General features: G+C 37.4%; 19 protein-coding genes and 2 pseudogenes. 2 read left to right on the forward strand and 19 right to left on the reverse strand.

Features of this window, described 5'->3' with window-relative positions; translation table 11 throughout:
- Window positions 1–68: 68 nt before the first annotated feature.
- The 4 genes from BQ5364_RS14870 to BQ5364_RS14885 all read right to left on the reverse strand — a co-directional run bounded on the left by BQ5364_RS14870 (window position 69) and on the right by BQ5364_RS14885 (window position 3259).
- Window positions 69–1901 (reverse strand): relaxase/mobilization nuclease domain-containing protein, encoded by a 1833-nt coding sequence (locus BQ5364_RS14870; protein WP_071144551.1) that lies wholly within the window; start codon window positions 1899–1901, stop codon window positions 69–71.
- Window positions 1880–2281, reverse strand: a complete 402-nt coding sequence (locus tag BQ5364_RS14875) for a plasmid mobilization protein (RefSeq protein ID WP_004611826.1) — start codon at window positions 2279–2281, stop codon at window positions 1880–1882. Before BQ5364_RS14875 ends, BQ5364_RS14870 begins: the two co-directional genes overlap by 22 nt.
- A gap of 227 nt (window positions 2282–2508) precedes the next feature.
- Window positions 2509–2742, reverse strand: a complete 234-nt coding sequence (locus BQ5364_RS17985; RefSeq protein ID WP_159431698.1) for a hypothetical protein — start codon at window positions 2740–2742, stop codon at window positions 2509–2511.
- Between the two features lie 121 nt (window positions 2743–2863).
- Window positions 2864–3259, reverse strand: coding sequence for a hypothetical protein (locus tag BQ5364_RS14885; protein ID WP_022250166.1), 396 nt, complete (start codon window positions 3257–3259; stop codon window positions 2864–2866).
- A 281-nt stretch (window positions 3260–3540) separates the two neighbouring features.
- Between BQ5364_RS14885 and BQ5364_RS14890 the strand changes: the two genes are divergently transcribed.
- Together BQ5364_RS14890 and BQ5364_RS14895 are read left to right on the forward strand one after the other, a co-directional pair.
- A complete protein-coding gene (locus tag BQ5364_RS14890) occupies window positions 3541–4137 on the forward strand; it encodes a helix-turn-helix domain-containing protein (RefSeq protein ID WP_004611820.1) in 597 nt (198 codons plus the stop codon).
- A 176-nt stretch (window positions 4138–4313) separates the two neighbouring features.
- Window positions 4314–5564, forward strand: a complete 1251-nt coding sequence (locus BQ5364_RS14895; RefSeq protein ID WP_162841125.1) for a site-specific integrase — start codon at window positions 4314–4316, stop codon at window positions 5562–5564.
- 345 nt (window positions 5565–5909) lie between these two features.
- Here BQ5364_RS14895 and BQ5364_RS14900 read toward each other — a convergent pair.
- From BQ5364_RS14900 to BQ5364_RS14970, 15 genes and pseudogenes are all read right to left on the reverse strand, one after another.
- Window positions 5910–6086, reverse strand: a pseudogene (locus BQ5364_RS14900) (type II toxin-antitoxin system HicB family antitoxin); the annotation flags it as partial.
- Window positions 6070–7536: an ATP-binding protein gene (locus BQ5364_RS14905; protein ID WP_071144554.1), complete on the reverse strand. Its 1467-nt coding sequence runs from the start codon at window positions 7534–7536 to the stop codon at window positions 6070–6072. The pseudogene BQ5364_RS14900 and the gene BQ5364_RS14905, both read right to left, overlap by 17 nt.
- Window positions 7537–7810: 274 nt before the next feature.
- Window positions 7811–9100 carry a hypothetical protein gene (locus BQ5364_RS14910; RefSeq protein ID WP_083382878.1) on the reverse strand — a complete coding sequence of 430 codons (1290 nt, stop codon included), beginning with the start codon at window positions 9098–9100 and terminating at the stop codon, window positions 7811–7813.
- Window positions 9097–12237, reverse strand: a complete 3141-nt coding sequence (locus BQ5364_RS14915) for an AAA domain-containing protein (RefSeq protein WP_071144555.1) — start codon at window positions 12235–12237, stop codon at window positions 9097–9099. The genes BQ5364_RS14910 and BQ5364_RS14915 overlap by 4 nt, the downstream gene beginning before the upstream one ends.
- A 292-nt stretch (window positions 12238–12529) precedes the next feature.
- Window positions 12530–15847 carry a DEAD/DEAH box helicase family protein gene (locus tag BQ5364_RS14920; protein ID WP_071144556.1) on the reverse strand — a complete coding sequence of 1106 codons (3318 nt, stop codon included), beginning with the start codon at window positions 15845–15847 and terminating at the stop codon, window positions 12530–12532.
- An 11-nt stretch (window positions 15848–15858) separates the two neighbouring features.
- Complete coding sequence (locus tag BQ5364_RS14925; RefSeq protein WP_071144557.1) at window positions 15859–16920, reverse strand: Eco57I restriction-modification methylase domain-containing protein; 1062 nt, start codon at window positions 16918–16920, stop codon at window positions 15859–15861.
- A gap of 1 nt (window position 16921) precedes the next feature.
- On the reverse strand, window positions 16922–17866 hold the full coding sequence (locus tag BQ5364_RS14930) for a restriction endonuclease subunit M (RefSeq protein ID WP_071144558.1): 945 nt from the start codon (window positions 17864–17866) through the stop codon (window positions 16922–16924).
- A 222-nt stretch (window positions 17867–18088) separates the two neighbouring features.
- Complete coding sequence (locus BQ5364_RS14935; RefSeq protein WP_071144559.1) at window positions 18089–18697, reverse strand: recombinase family protein; 609 nt, start codon at window positions 18695–18697, stop codon at window positions 18089–18091.
- 150 nt (window positions 18698–18847) lie between these two features.
- A complete protein-coding gene (locus BQ5364_RS14940; RefSeq protein WP_071144560.1) occupies window positions 18848–19180 on the reverse strand; it encodes a TnpV protein in 333 nt (110 codons plus the stop codon).
- Between the two features lie 10 nt (window positions 19181–19190).
- A complete protein-coding gene (locus tag BQ5364_RS14945; RefSeq protein ID WP_207646125.1) occupies window positions 19191–20687 on the reverse strand; it encodes a coiled-coil domain-containing protein in 1497 nt (498 codons plus the stop codon).
- A gap of 346 nt (window positions 20688–21033) precedes the next feature.
- Window positions 21034–21261, reverse strand: coding sequence for a DUF5348 domain-containing protein (locus BQ5364_RS14950; RefSeq protein WP_071144561.1), 228 nt, complete (start codon window positions 21259–21261; stop codon window positions 21034–21036).
- A gap of 174 nt (window positions 21262–21435) precedes the next feature.
- Window positions 21436–21570, reverse strand: coding sequence for a hypothetical protein (locus BQ5364_RS18735; RefSeq protein WP_331463038.1), 135 nt, complete (start codon window positions 21568–21570; stop codon window positions 21436–21438).
- An 11-nt stretch (window positions 21571–21581) separates the two neighbouring features.
- Window positions 21582–22856, reverse strand: a complete 1275-nt coding sequence (locus tag BQ5364_RS14960) for an AAA family ATPase (protein ID WP_235837180.1) — start codon at window positions 22854–22856, stop codon at window positions 21582–21584.
- Complete coding sequence (locus tag BQ5364_RS14965) at window positions 22853–23176, reverse strand: plasmid mobilization protein (RefSeq protein WP_055284199.1); 324 nt, start codon at window positions 23174–23176, stop codon at window positions 22853–22855. Before BQ5364_RS14965 ends, BQ5364_RS14960 begins: the two co-directional genes overlap by 4 nt.
- Window positions 23154–23654, reverse strand: a pseudogene (locus BQ5364_RS14970) (site-specific integrase); the annotation flags it as partial. The gene BQ5364_RS14965 and the pseudogene BQ5364_RS14970, both read right to left, overlap by 23 nt.
- Window positions 23655–23668 lie beyond the last annotated feature (14 nt).

Genomic DNA, 23668 nt, shown 5'->3' on the forward strand with positions numbered 1-23668 from the left:
TAACATTTGACCATATTTTAAATTTCACTTTTCCCCACAAAAATATTATTCATAAAAATGCAGAGACATTATCTCCCTCTGCCCCTATTCCACAGCTTATCTTCTACCTTTTCTTTATCAACATTTCTACTAACGCTTTCATCATAAATGCTCTGAAACTCTTCATAAAGCCCGTCACCATCCAGCCCTATTCCAAGTCTTTTCATCACATCCGAGAACAGCCTTATGCTTCCACTTACATCAGCAATATCAAACTCGAATATATCTGCCTTAACATAATCACTGACATTCTCATAACCGCCAAGCTCTGATATTCTCCTGACAATCCAGCCAGCTTTGTCCACAGATTTAGTTTCTCTAGTTTCCACAAATTCACTTTTACCTGTTACATCAGCAATACTTTCGCCAACTCTTGCCACATTCGTATCCGATAGATTATGGATTTCCGAAATTCCTATACCCTCTAAACCAGTCTGTTGTTTTCTCGCACTATCTGTTTGCTCTTTCTGTCTGCCTATTTCATTCTGATTATTATTAAGATTCATTACCTCAACACTTGCATCAGGCTTAACAACTGCTGCCGCCACTTTCTCAACCTCAGTATTCTCTTCCATCCCCGGTATCTCAACATCCCTGTCAGCAACAATCTCCTCATTCCCCGACACCGCATAATAAACTGTATACAAATCTTCTTTTATAATGTCATCCGCAAGCTGTATCTGCCTCTTAATTTCCCTTTTCTCCTGCTTCAGTTCGTCCAGTTCTTCCTGCACTTCCACATGCCATATCTGATATTCCCGGTACTGCTCTTCATTCTTTATACTGCGTTTCCGACTAGAGCTTTCTCTGTATATCTCATGCTGTCTGTCCTCAATCTGCTGGATTTTTTCTTCCTGCTCACCTATGAAATCCACAAGATCCACAACACTTTTGATGTCATTATTTACAAGTAGCAGATATTCGTCCTGCAACCGATGAAACCTCTTCAAATCCTCTGTATACTTTGCTCCGCCGACTACAAAGCGCTTCTGCTCTACAATCCTTAACCTGTACAGCTTTGCATAAAACTTCTTCTGGAATGGTGACAGCTTCGCTCGGTGCAATCCTCTGATATCCGACGAATAAAAGTAAGGCTTTGCCATCCAGGGCATATCCACATGATGCCTTAACGTCTCCTCTGAAAACATTTCGTCCAGCTTTGCCAGTTTATGATAATACCGAAATCCCGGTGCCTGCACCTCCATCCATGCGTCTTTCTTAAATACATATCCAAGTCTTTTCATCAGATATTTAAAATGCTCCACATTTCCGGCTGCATATGCACACATCTTGGCATCACGAAGAATTATTTCTTTCATGGACATTTCCTTTTCCCACTTGTCCCTTCTGATATTCTTTGGATTCTTGCTGTACTCTGCCGGCATTATGGAAAGTCCAAGTTCATCACAATATTTATTTGTGATAGGCTGGAGATGATTCTTCCAGTTGCTTTTCGGTGAATTGTATTTCTTGCCGGTTGTCATGCTGACACTGTTCCAGATAAGATGTCCATGCATATGCTCTCTGTCTGTGTGGACTGCATACACAGCCTCATAATCATCACTAAGCACATCCTTCGCAAAGTGCTCCAGCACATACATTGCCTGCTCTGCCGTCACTTTTTCTTCCGGTGAAAATGATATGATCACATGATACCCCTGCCTTTTACCCGTCTTATGAAAAATGTTCTTTGTCTCTTCCATCTGCTCAAATGCTGTATCCGGCAGGCAGTTAATACCGCCCACCAGTACACATTCTTCTGTCTTATCTGGATTCTGAATATATTCCAAAGCATTCTTTAGGTGTGATGCTGGATTTCTACCTTCCGATTCCATGATATTTAGGATCTTTGTAATCGCCATACTTCCATCACCTCCCCGAATGTTTTCTTTACCTCATCCATACTGCTCTGCAATTTATCAATATCGCTGTAATACAATCTTCCCTGTGAATTGCCAAGCTTAACCACCTGATTAATATTATTTGCAATACCTGCAATAACACGAATTATTTTTGCCCTGTCCTCTGGATAACTTGTATCAATGTTGCCTCCTGTCCGAATTAATTCTCTTATATAGGCACTTGCTGTCATTCCTGTTCGCTTAAGTGCCGCTTTCAGAATATCCATATCTTTCTCTGACAGCTTCACCGATATCTTATAATCTTTCCTGTCAGACTTGTATCTTCTCTTTCCATCTGCCATACGTTTTTCCCCTTTCGTAATTTCCAAATTCTGTATCAAACCAATCTCTTTTTATCTGTACCATTGCTTTTTTCATCCTTTCTAAAAGTTCTGCTTATAGGTTTTGCAAGATGCGGAAAAGGTCGGACCTTTTCCCGAAAAAATATAAACGCATCAGCGTTTACATAATTTTTCGTCTTGGCTGGAGCACCTGCACCCTGTATATGATATGTGGTGGTTAATGTACCACCACAATTACTGATATGGTGGTTGAAGTTCCACCTGATTTAAAAGTGGTGGCACTTTTTGCCATCACTTTGCTTATTTGGTGGCATTTTCCGCCACCGCTTTTCCATTTTGATGGCACTTTCCGCCACCATGACTTTTTTCTCGCTTATCTGAGTGGTGGCGCTTTTTGCCGTCACTTTGCTGTTTTGACGGCGCTTTTTGCCGTCACTTTGCTGTTTTGACGGCGCTTTTTGCCCCCACTTTTGCATTTTGACGGCACTTTTTGCCTCCACACTTTTTCGGCTCTGATTTGTGCGGGGGCGCTTTCTGCCCCCACTTTGTGGTTTTGTGGGCGCTTTCTGCCCCCATTTGCACGTTTTGGGGGCGCTTTTTGCCCCCACTCGCTGGATTCACCTATTCAGTTGTCTCTTTCACCATTACATCTGCATCCAACATCACATTTTCTGCTATCTCAGCACCATCTTCCGACAATTCATTTGTTTCAGGCGGTATATCCACTTCATCCTGTTCACTTATCACAGAATCCCCAACTGCCGCTTCATAATCCATTTCTTCTGCAACCTTGCTTCGTTTACGCTGTGGCTCATAATCCAGATTGTAATAATCTTCGTAACCATAGATTTTCTGTTCAAAGTACTTCCTTGGACATTTACCCCGCATGGTGAAATAACCTTTTGCCTCAAGCTCTGCATTATATTCCTTTATAATTGCATATGCCTTCGTCATCCCGATACCAAGCATCTGGCTTATCTCACCTGCATCTATGAATGCTTCCTTTATACCCTTCATGCAGCTCCTCCTTTCATAAATCGTTATTTTAAATACGTGTTTTACAAAACAGCTATCCTGTTCTTCATTTAATCCGTATTTCTAATTCGTGTTTATTTTAATATCCTTTTCAAAATTTGTCAATAGAACTTTTTATAATTACGCACTTGCAATTCGTTTTTGTTTATGATAAAGTAATCGTACAATCATAAACAAGTCACTTACTGATACGTATTTCATTTAATATCAACCTAATACGTATCTTTACAACGGACTATTTCATATAAAGGAAGGTGAACAGAATGGCTTACTCTGATTCCATTAAACTTACTATGTCCTCTTCAGAAGAAATCGGAAAGGCAATACAGAAGCAGCGCAGAGCACAAAAGATCACGCAAAAGGAGTTTGCACAGCGTCTGGGAAAATCAGAACGTACTATCCAGAAATATGAATCTGGTGAAATACTGTTAAAGATAGATGTTTTAAAACAGATTGCTAATGAATTAAATGTTCCATGGCAGGAGCTTTTATTTGCAAAAGATACTAATACTCCAAAAGATAATACTACCGCTGAATATCCGGCATATGAATTCCACACTATGTCAGATGTAATCAATGCTCTCTTTGCCATAACTGAACTTACTGATTTTTCATTTGAGCTGACCAACACCAAACCTCCTGAAAGTCCTGAATGGACTGCCGGGATCAAGGTTAATGGCAAAGGCAATGGAAAATATGATGCAGACTTCTGTCTCTTTATGGAAAACTGGATAGAAAAGAAGAATATGCTTCAGACAGGAAAAATTTCAAAAGAAAAGTTTGATTCATGGAAATCAGATATGTTGGCATATTATAAGGATTCCAGACTGGATAATGAAGCCGATTCAAAAACTGAATAATTGCAGGCTTACACCTTTAGTAAAGAAAAAGCTCCGGCCCACTCCTTCTCGCAAAAGGAATAACCGAAGCTATGTAAGTGATTGACCCGAAGGCTTTATAATCACCCTGAACAAGTAGATTATATCATAGCCTTTTGATGATTGCACAACAATTTTACAAAAAGGAGATGATATTCATGCCAGCTTACAAAGATGAAAAAACTGGTAAATGGTTCGCCAAGTTCTATTATACGAACTGGCAGGGAATCAAAAAACAGAAGTGGAAAAGAGGCTTTGCCACCAAAAAGGAAGCCTTAGGATTTGAAAGGGATTTTCTGGAAAAGCAGTCTGCCAATCCTGACATGACATTTCAAAACCTTTATGAAATTTATATGGAGGATACGGCTGCAAGACTTAAGCAGTCAACTCTTCTGACAAAAAAGGCGGTACTACAGACGCATATTCTTCCATTCTTCGGTAGCAAGCCGATAAATGAAATCAAAGCCTCTGATGTACGAAGATGGCAGGCGAAGCTTATGAGTTCGCCGAATAATTACTCCCAGACCTATCTGAAAAAGATTAACACGGAGCTTAACAGCATCATCAATTACGCCAAGCGTTTCTATGACCTTAACACCAATCCCTGCGGCAAGGCAGGCACCATTGGAAAAGCAAAGGCTGAGGAAATGGATTACTGGACTTACGATGAATATATTGCTTTCCGTGAGGGTGTAAAAGACAAGTCGCTATCGTATATATGCTTTGAAGTCCTGTACTGGACTGGTATGCGAGAAGGTGAACTGCTTGCTCTATCACCTGCTGATATTGACCTTGATAACAAGACAATATCCATCAACAGAACATATCAGCGGATAGAAGGAAAAGATGTATTTACATCACCTAAGACAAGAAAAAGTAAGCGAAAGATTCCGATTCCGGATTTTCTCTGCCAGGAGCTATCAGACTATATCCAGTCAAGGTATATGCCTGACGCAGATGAAAGGCTGTTCCCGGTAACAAAATCATATCTCTCACACGAGATGATAAGAGGTTGCAAAAACACAGATGTAAAGAAGATACGAATCCACGATATCAGGCATTCGCACGCCAGCTTACTTATTAATCAGGGCTGTGATGCGCTGATGTTAGCAGACAGGCTCGGACACGAGAAAGTATCCACAACACTTAACACATACTCTCATCTATTTCCACATAAACAGCAGGAGCTTGTGCATAGTCTGGAATCATTGCAGGCAACAGATTCGCCAACACCTGAACCACCATCTGATAACCCTCTGCTTGAAGCAATAGGTATCACCTGTGAAGTATCTCATGCTCAGGACAACGGCTCAGATGTAACAATCCGACCTCAGTTTGGACCTGCGTTAGTACCACCAAATACCGCATCAGGGAAAATCATCCAGATGCCACAAAGAAAGATCATATAGAAGAAATCCAGCAGTCATCAGGGTTTCTTGCTATTAAAGTTAATAATAACCATATGAAGACGATAGAAAAAAGAGTAGTTGCTATTAGTAGCAAATTAGTAGCAGAGCAAAAGAAAAAGTCTCGGAATCCGCTTGTTTAGCGGATTCCAAGACTTGTGGCTCTTATTCAAACTCGGCAATTTCGGAGATATTACTAAACATATTTATTTAGTTTTCATCTCATTTCTGCCGTTATTTTATCTCTGTTACATATATTATTTTGGCTTGCTGATTTTCTGTTGCCAATTTGTTGCCATTTCATTATAACCATAGCATATGTGTTTCGCAATCGCTATTTTGAAAATATGCTTCAAACCACGCTTTTTTCGCATCCAATGCATTCCTTACCGCACTTTCCACAGTCTCGCCACAAGTAATGCAACCTGGCAGATCTGGATAAAAATTCACAAATCCGCCTTCATCTTTGTCTTCTACAATTTCCATGCGATAGGACATTGCCATGTAATCATTCGGTATCCCCATTGTTCTTTTCCCCACAATCTATAACTTCCCAATATCCATTTTTAGGAGAACCATGCCGGATAAGAATACCAAGTTCTTTTAATTTCTTAATATTTTTTTCTATGCTCCGGCTTCCCATACCTAATTGTTCTGCTATTTTTGCTGCCGATAGCTGCCTATCACAGAGAAGAAGATTCACAATTTTCTTCTGTGTATCCGACAATTCATAACCTCTAATTATATCCGAACCTTCTCCGACTCTTCTCCGACTCTTCTCCGAACTTTCTCCGGCTTCTTTCTCCAACTCTGTCATAGAATTATTTCTAAATAATTCTACCCGAAACATATTATCGAATTCTTGAAATTTGGGTTCTGGAAGATCATATTCCTTCGCCGCATTAAAAATTCTCTTTATACCACTGCCCCAGGCTTCCACAAGCCCCATCTGACTAAAAATATTAGCAATTGCTTTATTTCTGATTTTTGAATGACCGTTCATGACTTCCTCGTAAGTCAGTCCATTATATAGTCCGCCTGGAGAAGTCACTTCCAGTCGATCATCATAAACTGCAACCTGAATACAGGATTCGTCCAATAAATTTCGATGACAATGTGCATTAATAATCATTTCTCTGATTGCCTCTGGTGGAAGCTCATATTTTTCCTTTCTCACCAGACCATCAATTGTTGCTCCAAGTCTTATATTTCTCAGTACAAAATCCACAGTCTCTTCAATCTGCGTATAAATCGGTCCTGTAAATTCTCTTTTATCCAGAAATACAGCCCGATCTGTTCCTTTAAAGACTGCACATTGGGTTTTAGAAAACGGAAAATAATCAGAAGTTAACAATGCATAGGCATTCGTTGCTAATAACTGTCCCTCACTTTGTTTCAGAATTTTCCAGTTAATAAGCTGCTCTTTCTTCACTGAACGTTCTGTCATTCCAGTTTTTTCACGAAAACTTTCAATGTCACTACAAAGCTTTTCTGTTGCTTCTTTTGAAACAGGATATCCTACACAAGTAAGTTCATCCCACGAAATTCTAGCTCCTTCCATTTCAAGTTCTCTTATTTTCTCTGGAAAAGCCTGTCTGGATGTACCTGCCACACGAATATAGGTACCATTCTCTTTCCCTTTTGATTTCAGATAATATGGGCGGTTCTTTCCTGCTTCTACTGATACAATAATCACAGTTTTCTCATCTACTGTCTGCGGTTCAATATCTGGAATAATTTGTGGCATACAAGAATCTGAAACAGCATTGGCAATTCCATCCATTAACTGAAATAATATTTCATTTTCCACACCCACAATCTCGTGTGTCTTATCATCTACGCCTACAACCAGCTTTCCGCCCTGGGTATTGGCAAAAGCTACGATTGTTTTCATGTACTTTTCACTTTTATCTGGTAAAGTAACTTTGTATTCAATATTTTTTGATTCTCCAGAAAACAATGTGTCTCTTGCCATTTTTCATACCCCATTTTTCATTATTTCTCGCACCACTGGTGCGATATTTTATTTTGCTACTTGTATTGTACCCTATTATGAGTGTTAATCAAACATTTTTATTGACCATTTTCCCATTCAAAATCCACCGGCTGTATGTGAATCCCTAAAATCCGATAAACTAAGGTTCCATCTTATGGATAAAAAGCTGTGCTTCTTAGATAAAAGCCTAATAATCATAGTTCTCTATAAAAATGACTCATCATAATCATCACTGCAATAAACATATTCCATATTATGCGTTAATGCGCAAGTAGTATGACATACAAAGACACGTTGTATTGTCATCTATCACATTTCTTAATTTTGGCACACCATAAAGCAAATATGATTCTGTCTTCCAGCAAAAAAAACATTTTTTATCTTTTTCTACACATTTGCACCTGCCTTTAAAATTCCACTCAATTTGTTTTTTTGCAGCTTTTATATTATTAGATTGTGCATAATATATTGATAAGTTTGATTTACCCATATTCTCTGTAAGCGCAGCAGTAAATTGACTATCAAATGCCCAATCGTCAAGATTATCTACATATAAATCCACATCCGAAGATTGAGAAACAATGTATTTTAGAATATCTCTATATTCACCATCCATTAATTTTCTATCATTAAAAACTTCATCTGTGATAAGGGTATAATCAATACCTTTTTTGTTTTTTGTAAAATGTATCTTTTTTAACTCATCATATAGACCACTCTTTTCTTCAAGAATCTCTCCTTCATACCCCTGTTGATTAATTCTTCTATACTTAAAATGGTTCTTTAATACCTTTTTATTATTTATCTGTTCAATGATATAATCTTTGTACAATTCCAACAACTCTTTATGCTTATTTGATACTTGTACAATATCAATATCCAAACCATTCGAGCTTACATATATGTGAATTGGTATTTTAATATATTTAACAAACGTACTATCAACCTTATCTATTTTCAATAATTCTTCTTTTACCGGCTGAACTCCCTCTGAAAAATACAAAATATTTTCTTCGTCAAATATCTGAGATATCCTTTTGAATTGCTCTATATAATATTTGACTTCTCCAATAGGAATTATCGGTTTCAATTTTCCATCGTTATCTCGTACATTATTCAACAATTCATACGCTGAGGAATCAATAATATTCCCTAAAATTCCATCAAGACATACATTTTTCAAAATATCTTGTTTTTTTTCTGTTCTATTAAGATTGTTTAACGCCTCTCTACCTGCTGTCATCATCTTACAAGAATTAGTCGATACCATTACAAGATTTTTTGAATACAAATCTGCTAACGTTACATCTAACAACTTTCGTTTCAATCCTAATATCTGAGCTATCTCATCAATTTGATAGACACCTACATCAATAAGCTGAAGTACTTTTTCTTCAACAAGACTAATTGGCATAATGGTTCTTTTGGTTACAAGCAATGATGTCTCATATATTGGTACGTAAACTAAATCAGAAAAAAGATAATCATATCCTTCATTTACAGGTATAATGTGTTGGAACAAATCTTCCATTAATTTTTTCAAAATAGATTTCCTCCCTTACATGAAATAATCTTGCAATGATCGTGAGTTCTAATGTAGTCTATTATTTCAATAAATTTATTATTTGGATCATTATAATTATAAAAGAAATTTAAGTCACCACAGATTATCAACAATTTTTTTGCCCTAGAAAAAGCAACATTTACACGCTCCTTTTCTTTCTGGAATCCAATTGAATTATCTGTTCTTACTGTACTATACATAATAATATCATTCTCGCGTCCTTGAAATGCATCTAACACATTAATATCAATTTGTGCAATTTTATCATATCCGATTGCTTTAACTGAATTTCGAAGAATATCTTTTTGTCCACTATATCCGGTAATTATCCCTATATCTTGGTTATCTAATTCATTCGATTTCTTTAAATCCTCAAGAATATCTAAAATAATACGTTTTTCTTCCTCATTCATGAATGAATTTCCTTTGGTTTTCTTCTGCTTCCTTCTTCTGTTTTCTGAAGTATCAAACCAAATTATAGAATTACCTTCGTATCTCGATAGTCCATGAAGTTTATCTTCGTCCTTGCACCCAGTATCAATTGTTCCTCCATAGAAAACAGTACTAATCAAATTTCCAATATTTCTTATCATTCTATATTGGGTACTTAAAACTTGCTTGTGTGAATTTGGTAATGTTTCGAATAATATATCAAACATTCTATATTCTGGATTTTTTGTAAGTTTTGCAATCTTTGGAGATATGCTTTGGTCTGCATAGGCTGGTAACTGATTTTGATCTCCTACTAAAATTATCTTTTTTGCTTTGATTATAGAAACTAGCAATTCCGGCGTTGTTGCCTTTGCCGCTTCATCAATAATAACATAATCAAATTCCATATCTTTAACAAAACTATTTGCTAAAAAACCTATACATGTTCCTGCTATAACCGTAGCACTTCGTACTAACTGATAATCAAGGCAGTCCTTTTCTACAGACCTATCAATCCAATCCTTTTGTATTTCTTTTATTTTCTTCCATCTGTCAAGAATTCTCTGATCTGATATGTCTTGGTATACTTCTTCCATACTTTTGTCATACTCTTCAACATTCTTCTTCACATCAGAAAAAAGCTTGTCTCTATGAGCTGGCATCGTATATCTACAAGTTATTTTGGGTGATACATTTTTGTCAGCTCCTATTCTGACTATTTCTAAATCATCTGAAATAGTACTACCTAGGCCTTCCAAAATATTATCCACCGCTGTATGTGACTGCGAAACAATAAGTATTCTAGGACTATCTGCTGTTTTTATAGATTTCGTAACAACTTGTCCTATTATTTCCTTTATTACCTTTGTTTTCCCAGTTCCAGGTGGTCCCTGTATCAATCCAATATTTTCAGAGTTTAAAGCTTTTATGACCGCTTGTTGTTGTGATGTATTTAACTTTTGTGCAATAAATTTGGGTTCAAATATCGTTGGTATCTCCTCTGGTTCTTCAACATTTAACAAAATATCTTTCAAATTTCGTGCAGAATACTCTTCACTTTTTAATGATCTAATTGCATTCATCTGACGCTTATAAGAACTGGTATTTGCGCGAAAGTCTTCCATAACATTGCTTTTCTTCTTAAGCAGTGTTCTTACATTTCCTTTTAACACTTTTTTAGGCATTTGTATAACTATTTTAACGCTATCATCATCACATATAATATCATCTAGAATACCCAATTCAAAATATACAGGTTGTCCTCTATCATCAACACCTTCAATAATGAATTTTGTATTTTGCTCCAACTCATCTATTGACTTATTTTGACATTCGTCTACTTCTAAAACAATTTGACCATTATCAATATACGATTCAGAATATACTATTTTTGCAACTTTGTCCTTTTCGCTAATAATAGATTCCTCTAATCCCTCTTGCCAGCTTCCAAATAGCTTATCAAATTTTTCTTCACGTTCCCTGTATCGTTCGTTCTCTTCACGTCTATTTTTAAACATAATCCATAGCTTTTTATTATCTTTTCCATTATGACATGTATATCTAAATCTAGAATCATAAAAAGAGAGCTTACCTTCAATTTTAAAACTTCTACGAATATTAATATTTCTACGATCAGTTGCAACTTCAAAAATCCTCATCACTTCAAAAGATTCTATTTTTTCATCATAACTACATTCCACTACGATATTTTTCCCTGTAATAATATATTTCCCATGGTGTTCATCATAATATCCGTATCCTTCTGAAAATTCCCTTTTTAAAAATGAATTGGTAAATTGCGTCATGTTCATGCTATTTTCAATTACCATACTGCGTTTCAAATAACGCATTTTTTCAAAATCGATAAAAACACTATAATCATTTGCAGATGTGTTTAATTCACCTATTAATTGTGTAAAAACATCTGTAATTTCATCTATAGATTCCGGTCTATCAGATGGGTTATCCTGAAGCATCGAACAAAGCATGTCTTTTAACACTTCATCCATACTAGATTTTTCAATCAAACAAATCGTTTCTACATTTGATTCTGCTTCTTTGCACAAAAATAATTCAGAGAAAATAACCCCCAAAGAATAGTAATCGCATTTTTCAGTAATATCATTTCCTTTTACAACTTCTGGTGCTGAATAATTTTCTGAAAACATTGGCATAGTAGTTTCTTTCTCAATAATTGTCTTTATCTTGCTTGAACCAAAATCTATAATTGTAATCTCGTCATTTACATCATCGTAAATTATATTTTGGGGCTTTAAATCTCTATGTATTACATCATTTGCATGTGCATTATATACTGCCTGCAAAATTTTTAAACATATTTCGTACTTCTTCAATTGTGTGAATGAATGCCAATCATATAAATCCAAAGTCTTCCCATCTACATAATCCATTAGTATTGCACCATAATTAGATTTTCCATTATATTTTAATGATGCTGTTGTGTCCCTTATCTTTACGATATTACTGCATGAATTCAATACTTTAAGAGCTTCCATTTCTCTGTTAAATACTAATTTCTGAAAGGGCTCATTAATACCCCCATACAATTTCAAAACATATATCTTATCTTTTCCTCTAACCCTAACTTTAAGAATGTGATTATCCCATATTGGGGATTTATGCATTTTTTCTATTACAGTATAATTAAATTGTGATTCTGACATTTATTTTCCTCCTCATATAATCAAGTATTTTTATTGAAAATTCAAGATTTTACCTCTTATACTTCAGTGAATAACCCTCTGTCATAGACATTTCAATGTATCAGGTACTAGGATTGCCGCTCCCATAGCAATAAACACCGTTAGCTATTCTTCTGCCATATTTTCATCTGTTCTATAACTTGTTCTTCTTATATTATACTGACAAATACAGTATAAGACAACGAATATTTGTACAATATTCCATTGCCTAATTTCAAAAATGCACCCGTTTCCGGGTGCATTCTCTCATCTACTACTGCTCAGGATACAGTTCTTCTAGCACCTCTTCCAGCGTTCCATCTTTTGCGTAAGGCAAAGCATCTAACTGTCTGAAATTATGCTTGATGTCTTTCGTATCCTCGTCAAAGCCCAATATGTAACTTGTTGCTATCTTATATATAATTTCCGTCGGAGCTAATCCGTACACCTGTTTTTCAAAGATGTGTTTCAGACGCTCCTTATTGTCTGGAAATTGCTTTTTCATCTCGTCACTCTGATATAGCCTTTTTACAATCTCTGTAATATACAGACCTGATTTCATGTACAGATCAATAAATGTCTTATCCGGCATGTCAAAACATCCGGGATTCTCCTGCTCCAGCATGTCCACCATTTTCTTAACCATTGTCTTTGGCGTAAATATCTGATTGGTTTTCTGTGGTGGGATATAATCAAATATGTCCTCTACGCTCTTTTCATCAAAATAATCAGCAAGCTTTTTCTTTAAGGCAAGAAATTCTTTTACTGAATCATCAAATACCACCGAATCGAATAGCTGTCCATCAAAGTGCTTGGTCTGTCCGGTTTCTTCCTCCACATAATCACCGCCATCACGGAGGAATTTGAACTGATCCAGTGTGATACTTGTCACTTCTAGAAATACTTTATCCGGAATGATGGTATCAAAAGTTGCCAGCGTTACCGTATTATCTCCATATGCCATTAAAAATGACGGAATTGTCCTCGAAAAGCCACGCAAGTGATCTCTGACACCATCCTCGATTGTTTCTTTTTCCCGTTCCTTTTTCTTTGTTTCAACTGTCTTGACTGTCTCTTTTGTAGATTCTTTTGCAAAATCAGAAATAGCGCTTGTCAATTCTTCATTGAATTTCTCCATAGCTTTCTTCTGTTTCTGCTCAAATTCTTTATCAATCTGTTCTGATGTTTTTCCAGTTTCATACCTTGCTTGCTGCTCTGCAACACGCTGATTTTCTATGACATTTCGCTCAATCTCATAATTGATATGTAATTTATCAATCATCCGGTCAGCTTCATGGTTCAGTTTTGATTCAATCTGTCTTTTATCTGCTGCTTTCATATCAGAGCCATATGTTGACTTCGCAGTATCCACAACTGCCTTGACTGCACTCTGCTTTACCGCCTCTTTCAGTTTGTCAATCGCTTTTTGTGCTTTGTCCGGAGTCTGTTCCATTTGCGTCATTGTTTCCTGTACCTGAGAAGTCACATCATAGATTTTATTTCCAAAAACATCCTGAGTTCTTCCAATCACAAATTCATCACTTAATGATACTTCTCCATTTTTATCCAGTGATAAATCTTTCTGCACTTCCTCCGTCAGATTTATCTTATTCTTTGGTTCTTCTATCGGTTCAAATTTTGTGATAATATCAATGACTTCCTTCGGTGCCCCAAAGATATTGCTGATGTTCTGAAACAGAAAGTTACTCATAAATCCACGTTTTACAACTTCAACAGAACGAATTTTTCTCGGAATTGTCAGTACCTTTTCCGCATCCAGTTCTACTAATTCTCCCTGTTCATCTTCACCAATTACAGGGAAGAAATTAAGCAATTTCTTTACATTTTCCTTCCGCTCCTCTGCAGTACCGCCGCCCTTTGCTGTATTAGGATTCAGATTGTTGGCAAACTGCTCAAAGATAGTAAGTGTTCTTGCCGGATCAAAGTCAAATACATAAGCATTTTCTTTCCTCTTAAAAGATGTCCCCACCTTAAACAGGCAAGGATTCTGTGCCCGGAATGCCGCCTGCATATAAAGTGCCGGAGAACGCATATTACTAAGCATTAGCACTGCTGTCCATTCCGGAATTGTAATTCCTGTCGTAAGCTGTCCTACCGACAATGTAATTGTCTTTTCATGCTCGGCAATGGCGGCAACCACTTTATCATAAGATTTCATGGATTCATCATCGTCGTCCAGTTTTCCATCACCCGCAGCAAGAACAATTTCATACTCCTTAAATACCGGATGCTCTTTTAATTTCTTTGCCAATGCCTTTGCACTGTCTACCCTGTCAAGCAGCCAGAAGGTGTGCTTTAATTCGTCCCGCAATTCTTCCGTAGAAAATGGGAATTTTGTCTGTCTGGTCATGGCATCCAAAAATTTATCGACGGAAGATTCATGATTGAATTTTCCATTGGTAACAGCAAAAAACTCATTCAAATCGAAAGCATACTCTTCCGTTTCTCCGTTAATCTCTATGCCTTGTTGCAGCTCATCTTTGATAATTTCTGACATCTGATAAGTGTACAGATTAAGCTGCGGCAATGTTGCATACGGGTTTTCTTCCTCCTCTGAAGCATCCCAATCTCTCTTTTTCTTTTGTTCATCTGCATAGGTCCAGTTATAGATAGCATCATCTGCAAATTTATTATTGGCAAGTGCTTTAAATGGTGTACCTGACAAGTGCAACGTAAATTTACGTTTGATACGGTCAAATGCAACATCTGTTTTGTACGTATCCACGCCCTCATGTGCTTCGTCAATAACAAGGATGTCCCACTCCATATTGGCAACCTCACCTAATTTGTTATGCTCTCCGCCAAAATAAATGGAACCTTTCATATCCTGCAAGGATACAAATTCAATACACTTTACATTGTCCCTGTCTTTTCCTGAGAGCAAATGTGTATATTCCTCTCTTGTCAGCACACCTTGTTTTCCTTTCAGTGTATCAACCTCACTCACGAAAAGATAACCAGATTCATTCCCCAGAAACTTTGCATAATCTGAAAACCATGAGTTTGCAATCGCCGGTCGGTTTGTGACGATCAACACTTTTTCTGCCCCAGTTTTCTGCGCAAAATCGTAGACAGATAATGTCTTTCCAAATCTCGGCTTGGCATTCCAAAGGAACTCTCCATTTTTATGAGTTGCTTGATAATCAACCGTCATTGTAACCGCACTCTGCTGCTCCTCACGCAATTTGTACGGAATCACTGTATCTGTGGTTTTTAATATTCCATGATCTTCTCTGAAATCACGAAACATCTGCTTTGATGTAGCACCATCCACATGAAACCACTCATTATTCTTGCCTTTTTCCTGCTCTATACCGGATTTCCGCAAATAAGCATGAAAGTCCTTATCTATGAATGTCTCTCCTGAACCATCATCAAAAGTGGCATTCCCTTTCCATTCAAGCTGCCACTTGATATCCGCAGTGTGTGTCTGTTGATTGATACGAGTTTCTACATCCTGTTCCGTGTATCCTATCTTCGTCCAGCCATTATGACGAACCACTTCTGGAGTGGAATAGCCATAAAGCATCGGAACTACCTGTTTGGTTGTCTGAATATTAGGTTTATTCATGCTATTCCTCCTCATCTGTGATTATCCACAACATTTTTTATGTATGCTATATCACTATCATTCAGTTGTATTTTACTATAAAGCTGTTCATCTATATTTCTGTTAAAATCTATAATTCCATTATTCAAAGAATAATCTTCTATATCAGGAACGAGCAAACCAAGTGATGTTAGTGCTTCATCAGTCATTAAAAATGCATATCTTACCACGTAACTTTTTGCATATTCATAGAAATTCTTAGCCTCTTCAAATGTCTTAAAGGATCGTAGTGCCACTCGTGATCTTCCATATGCGGAATAATTATCAATTATGGCTATTTGGTTGTCTCTTTTTTGACCGCCTGCATTCGCACTAGAAACCACAACCTGAAATTCATCAATATATTCAGCATTCTGTTTGATTACACTTCTATCTGCCACAAACCATTTTGCTCTGCCTGCTTTTCCTGCTTTATCATTAGTAAATAACTTTACTTCTTTTCTAACATCTATTTCTTCTCCATCAATATATTCCCTTACTTTTGTTGGATTCTTTTCAACGAAATCACTTTCTATAGCAAATAACGATCGTGGCAAAATAGCATCATGCAAAAATTTGTAATTATTTTTTATAACAAAATTTCTTATTTTACTGCTAATCTCAATATCATTTGGATTTAACGGCATTAAATCGCTTCCCGGATTATTTGCACGTACTTTTTTTTCTAATCCATTTTGTGAATATATATAATCAAATCCGCCTGTTGCCTTATCTTGTTTTTTTGTAACTATTGTTACTCCATCAGCTAAGTCAGCCGCACTTCCAAATACTTCTTTAGCATCTGGATAAAATTCAATAGATGCTAATTTACAATCATTTATTAAGTCTTTTCCAAACTGTTTCAATCCTTTTCCAGATTGATGCATCCATCTTCCACCCGGATATATCAAAACAGAGCTTTCTTTAGCAATTTTATCTGCTTGTATCTGAAAATGCTGAAAAATATTTTTCCTTGGTTTTTGTCCATTTGAAGTTGACTCACTTTCAGCTTCTTCTTGATAGGGTGGATTTCCAATTACAAAATCAAACTTCATCTCATCTACCTTCCTTCATGCTTGTATACGTCAGCGACTTATCACTGCGCCAGTCATAGATCCGACAGTACACCTCTTCCGGTTCTTCTGTATCCTGCTTTTGCGGCTCATCTGCTACAACAAAGTCAAATAGACTGAATTGATGATATTCCTCTTTAGGCTTTCCAAATGGAATTGTCCCAGATATTCCGTCCATCTGCCACAAGTTCCAAACAATAACATTTACAATCTTTCGCAGTTCTGCATCTGTTGGAGTTCTGCCCCACCTGTCCTGCATATAATCCACAAAAGTTATGAGTAAATTGATTCTTGCAATCAGAAGGCTATCTCCCTGAAATTCATAACCGTACACACTCTGATATGCTCGAAGCACCCACTTGAACCATTCTTTTTCATTGACTGTGTTTTCATTTATCACACGCAGTTTTCTGTCCAAAATTCCTATCCGTTTCTTAATCTCAAGCAGTTCCCCGGTAGCTGCATCATAGCGTGACACAATGTATGGAGCTTCGCCACAGGTAATTTCAAGCCTTTTAGAATCGATATATTTTTTCCAACCATCTTCTGTATCAAACTCTACTTTTTCTGTGTTCACCTGCCACTCCTGATTACGTTCAACATTAAAAACATCTTTTCTTCCAAACCACTCCTCATCACAGTGGTTATTCATTTTGTTGCAAATCCATGATGGCGTGAACACCTCTGCTTTCGCTCTGGTGCGTTCCTGCTGTTGTTCCCTGTTCTTTAACACCCTCGGCTGTATCTCATACTGTGTAAATCCCTTTAAGATTTCTTCTGTCATCTGCTCAGTTTCCTTGATTGGAATGCCTTTGGAACTATATACCGATGTTGCAAATATAATATTTTTCTTTGTTGTCTTATCCTTCAGCAACGCTTTAAGGTTTTTACTGACCGGATAAGCATTCAGATCAATTAACTTATCCATTTTTATCCTCATTTCTAAAGCCGGCTATCCCTGATAGCCAGCTTGGAAAAAATGTATACATTTTTTCATGAGAAAAATTTGAACTTATGACTGTGAAATTTCATGAAGTTTTGACAGGAAATTACTGAATTTCGACTAATTTCGTGCTACAATATATAAGAATAGTTTTATGTATACGATTACTGGAAATGTATACCATTTCAGTTAGAACGCATGAACTATTTAACTGGATTTTTCATATTTTACAGCTTTGCTATAAAACGTCTTAGGGCACATATTACAAGCCTTTGCAGCTTCTTCTATTGTGGTTTTCCCTGCTCTCCAATCTTTATGCATCTGATAAAAGTTTTCTGGAATTGGTAACGGCGGTCTACCAAATTTCACACCCCTTGCTTTTGCTGCAGCAATTCCCTCCGCTTGCCTTTGCTTGATATTAGTACGTTCATTTTCAGCAACATAACTAAGTAAAGCCAAAACAACATCACTAATAAATGTTCCGAGCAAATTCTTTTCTCTGCGTGTATCTAATAATGGCATATCAATAACTACAATATCTGCTTTCTTCTCTTTGGTAATAATACGCCATTGTTCATTCAATTCCCCGTAATTCCTTCCCAGACGATCAATTGATTTGATATACAATACGCTGTTTTCATTCAATTTTCGCAACAAGCGTTTATACTGTGTTCTCTCAAAATCTTTTCCAGACTGTTTGTCCATATAAATGTGATTTTCAGGTACTCCCATCTCTGTTAATGCAATCTTTTGTCTGTCCTCATTTTGCTCCTTTGATGACACTCTCATATATCCATAGATGTTTATATCTCCCATATATTTTTTCTCCTTCGTCCATCTATATTTATTATTTACATTTAAATCGAAATATAACCACTGGAAGACTGATTCATAAAACCAGTCTTCCGATGCAATACATAATAATTATTTTAAGATTTCTGCTCTTACGATCTCCTCCGCACAAGCTCAGATATTATTCATTTTCCCAACCCATGCTATCTGATCCTGCATCTTCAATTCTTCTGTTACTCCCTGCTTTTCTTTCATCTGCTCCACCAGTCTGTCCATCATCTGATTACACTCCTCATCAATTTGATGCAGATGCTCATTCAACTTTCCTGCAAGCACCAACTCCAGATATAATCCTTTCCGATGCTCTTTCAAGTATGATTTTCTCAGCATTCCATACTTTCCAATCGGATATTCTATCTCTTCCGGAAGATACAGGTCTGGATAATACAGACCGTCCTCTCCTAAAGTATAACTGATTCCATTTTCTCCCATAATGTATTTCTCCATGATTGTCCTCCTACCTTGCTCCCCGATCTTTGTTCTGACTACGGGTATGCTGTTTATTTTTCTGTTCATTCTGTATTTCTTGTTTCTTTTCTGCCAGCTTCGCCCTAATACCATGCGCTACTGGCTCTTTTCCTGTTTCTTTCTTCCATTTTTCTATTGCAGTTCGATACTGGCTATACTCAGTTTGAGAAGCCTTAAAATCTTTTAAAAATTCCTGTACACTTCTATATCCGATTTTCTGCACAATCCTTGGAAGATAATCTTTCATATCTCTAATCTGACTTTTCAATTCATCAATTTCATTCTGCAATTCTTTTTTCTTTCTTCCTTTAAACCATCCCTTTACCTCTGACAGTTCTTTCTTTTTTGCAGAAAGCTGTTTTTGTTTCTTCTGAATTGCACTATTTTGTTCTTCTAGTTCTTTATTCACTTTAAATAGTTTCGGATACTTTGATGCAAGCCTCGTCATTTTAGGTTGTTCCGGTTCTGCCTTTTCTTCTTTTGTTGTCTTGACTGCTGCCATGCTATTTTCAGCAACATACTCTGGGTGTTCAGTTTCCGTTCGCTCTGTCTGTTTTGGCACTTCCCTGGGTTTCTTAAACATCACACTTGCTATCAAAAACTCCAATGCCTCAACCGCCACTGTTACAACTCTGGAAAATAATCGTGGTCTGTTTCCACGCCTGGCAATTGATTTCCTAATCGGCTCCGTGATTTCTTTCCGCTTCACTTCCATTATCTTCGGTTCTGGCACTCCACTAATCAATGCCATATCAACAGCTCTGTTCCATTCCCGGCGTTTTTGGTTATCTGCTTCTATTTCCTGTGCCTTCGGATTATTTTTCCCGATTTTCTTTGTTGCAAGATAAACACTGCCACGCTCAAATACCTGTAGTTTCTGTTTCTCGTCCTGCACATAAATATTGATTAAATCTGTATAAGAATGCTTTACCTCATCCAGAAATGAATTACTCTTGAAGCGTTCATCTTTCGCAGTAAACAGCTTCTTCTCATAGACTTCTCCTTTCTTCACAATACTGCAGCCTTCTCGTATCTCACCATTTTCTCCCAGTATCTCTTTCTTGGTTCGGACATGTTTTCCATTTTCATTGTAAAACATATTTCTGCTGGCAATCTTAATGATTGGTTCATCCAATAGCTTCCGTTCTGCAAATATCAAATGAATGTGATAATTGGTCTTTCTTTTATTGTGATGCAAAGCAGCAATACAATCTGTTCCATAATTCTGTTTAAAATGATTTGTAAAAAGTTGCAACAATCTGTCTGGCTGAAATTCTGTAAAGCTCTCTGGCAAAGCAATGATCAATTCTCTTGCCTCAATGCATTTGCCCTCCGTCCCGCTCTTTGCAAATTCTTCCTGATTATATTTTGCAAGTTCCCGCCAAAATTTCCGTTCTGTGGTTTCATAAACTGCATAGAGGTTTTCCTGTTTTGCATGACTGGATATATAAGTGATCCTGCCTTTTACATTGCTTAGTTTTGTCATTTGAATAAATGAATTTCTTCCGATAGGCACTCCCTCCTTGTCTTCGGAAAAATAAATTCCGCTATATCATTTGTAAGTGGATGCATCGGCATCCGTTTACGAACTAACTGCCATTTCCGGCTACAATAGCTCCCGGCAGGGCGAAATATCCTGAGTACAAATCTTTGATTTGTGCGATGGGTGTATTTCGCTCTCAAACGCCGAGGGCTTTGTGAGATACTACCTGCTTATGCCATAACTTGTCTTTAGTTTTTTATTTTGGGCGTATCCGCCCCTTTTTTCTGCCCGTATCCGGGCTTATTTTTTACCCCTAACAACCAAACGGCTATTTTTCTTCCTGTCTGCTTTATTCCGGTATCCTTGCACGTACATACTCCAAATCTCCGCAATACGGTGTTCCAACCAAATACCATTCTCTCGCCAAATTCATTTCCATTCGTGTCTTTACCCACTGATCATCAACTAGAACTTCCAGACATTCTCCACAGTGAAATCCTGGATCAATCCATAAGTCTGATGACAATAATCCATATCTTTTGTTATAACTGTTGTAACCTAATCTTCCTTCTCTCATGGTGTCATTCTCCCTTCATTTATCATTTCCGCAGGGACGCCCTGAATCAGGGCCCCCTTTTGAAAAGTTTTTTCTTCGCCAATCAACTACCGGCTACACCTTACAAACCCTCTCTTTGTCTGCTATTTACAGGTGCGTGGCACGCTCCTGTCATAAGGTCATCAAGCAGAATCTTTACCAACGAAAGTTCTCATGCAATCCACACTTATCCAAATACTCTTGTCTTGCCTTTTCCCGTTCTTCCTCGGTTGGTGCTGTTTTGAATGTTGTATATAACTGACGTTTTACCATACTGTCTAATTTTTCCATCAATGCTTTTTCTATCTCCGGCAGATATTCCTCATTCCCGGCAAGATGGTACTGGAACAATGCCAGTAATAAATCTTTTGGTATCTGCACCTGTGATTTTCTTTCCATGTTTCTCCTTTCCGTGACGATCGTGACGCTTGTTTTCCAACAAAGGCTAATCTGATCTTTCTTCCATCATGTCCCCGTTCTGTTTTATACTGGATTCCATATTCCAAAATCAGACGTTCCAAGCTGACATTTAATTTTCGTGATAATGCGTTCGGCTGCATTTCCACCTGCAATACTTCCACAAGCTCTGTTGCTGTTCCTACCCACTCTGGCGTAGTTTCTGTTACAAGTTCTTTGATTTTTTCCAACACTGGATCTTCTGGTTCTTTCCAAAGTTCTGTTTCTGTCTTGGTAAGTTCCCAGACACATCTCTCCCGATTAAAGTTCAACCACAGTTTCTGGTCCTGCTGGTCACGACCTGCCACCTCCAGCACTGCCTTGTTATCTGTCCTTTTTTCTTTCTGCATAACGAATGCTCCATCCGCAGCTCCCAACAGTCCGTTTGTGCCGGAAATCATATCAAAACTGTCTAAGGATTCCATTTTTCTTGTGTGATGCACCACCAGAAAGCAAATTCCATAATGGTCACTGAATGCTTTCAGCTTCGTCACAATCTCATAGTCGCTGGCGTAGCTGAATTTATCTCCACCGACTTTCCGGACTTTCTGAAGCGTATCAATAATAATGAGCCTTGCGTCTTTATGATTTGTTACAAACTGCACAAGCTGCTGTTCCAATCCGACATTTAATGATTTAGACTTTGTAGCAAAATAAAAGTTCTCACTGCCTTCCATTCCAAACATCTGTGATAACCGCTTCTGCAACCTTGCATAATCATCTTCCAATGCCAGATACAGAACCGTTCCCTGTCTGACTGAAAATCCCCACAATGGAAGTCCTTTACTGATGTGATACCCGATCTGTGCCATAAAGAATGATTTTCCAATTTTCGGCGAACCAACAAACAGGTAAGTTCCGTTATATAGAAGTCCATCTATAATCGGCAGTTTTGGTGGATATGCGGTGTCGTATAATTCCATCATGGAAACTGTTTCCAGATCATCTGGATTCTTTTTATTTGCTGATTTTGCTGTATTTTCCGCATTATTTGTGGCTTGCAGATTGCCCTTACCGGGCAAATCTGCTATACTTTGGTTGGTTAATTTATTACTTGATGGCTGTTCCACATCTGCGCCAACAGATGCAATCGGAGCAGTCATTTTTTCTTTTACTGTCATTCATTTTCCCCTTTCAATCCATACAATGTCTCTGCGACCAATCTCAGGGTACTCAGCAACTCTTCGTTTTCCTCACTGCATTTTTCCAGATGTTTCAATTCTTCATAAATCTCTGCCATCTGATTTCGCAATGCTTTATACACTCTTGGATTTCCCTGTACCACAATTTGCCGATCAGTTAATCGTTTTGTGATATAGTCCTGCTTGCTAAGTCCTGACAATCGGACACATGCATCAATCTGCTCTGCTTCTTCCGGTGATACCCGGAATGCTACGATTTTGTTTCTCCATCTTCCTTTACTGTCCAGATTTTTCTCCATTTAATTTTTCCATCCTTTCAATATCCAACTGTTCTGCCATCTGTGTCTGCTCACTTGGAAACAGATGTGCATATCGGTAAGTGATATCAATGCTCTCATGTCCCATTCGATCTGCAATTGCTAATACCGTAAATCCCATATTGATCAATAACGATACATGGGAATGTCTCAAATCATGCACACGAATTCGCTTCACCCCAGACACTTTTGATCCTCTGTTCATTTCATGATGCAGATAAGATTTCGAAATCGTGAAAATCCGTTCGTCCTCTTTCGGCTCATACAGCATTTTCAGATAATCCTGCATCTCATCACACAAAAACTGTGGCATCTTAATGGTTCGATTACTTTTTAACGTCTTTGGTGGTGTAATCACATCTTCCCGGTGCAGTCTCTGATAGGACTTGTTAATCCGTAGTGTATGCGTTTCAAAATTGAAATCTGCCGGTGTAAGTGCTAATAACTCTGCTTTTGTCAATATAAGTCTAAAAA

It is taken from the genome of Coprococcus phoceensis, from assembly GCF_900104635.1.
In the GTDB taxonomy this organism is placed as follows: Bacteria; Bacillota; Clostridia; order Lachnospirales; family Lachnospiraceae; genus Faecalimonas; species Faecalimonas phoceensis.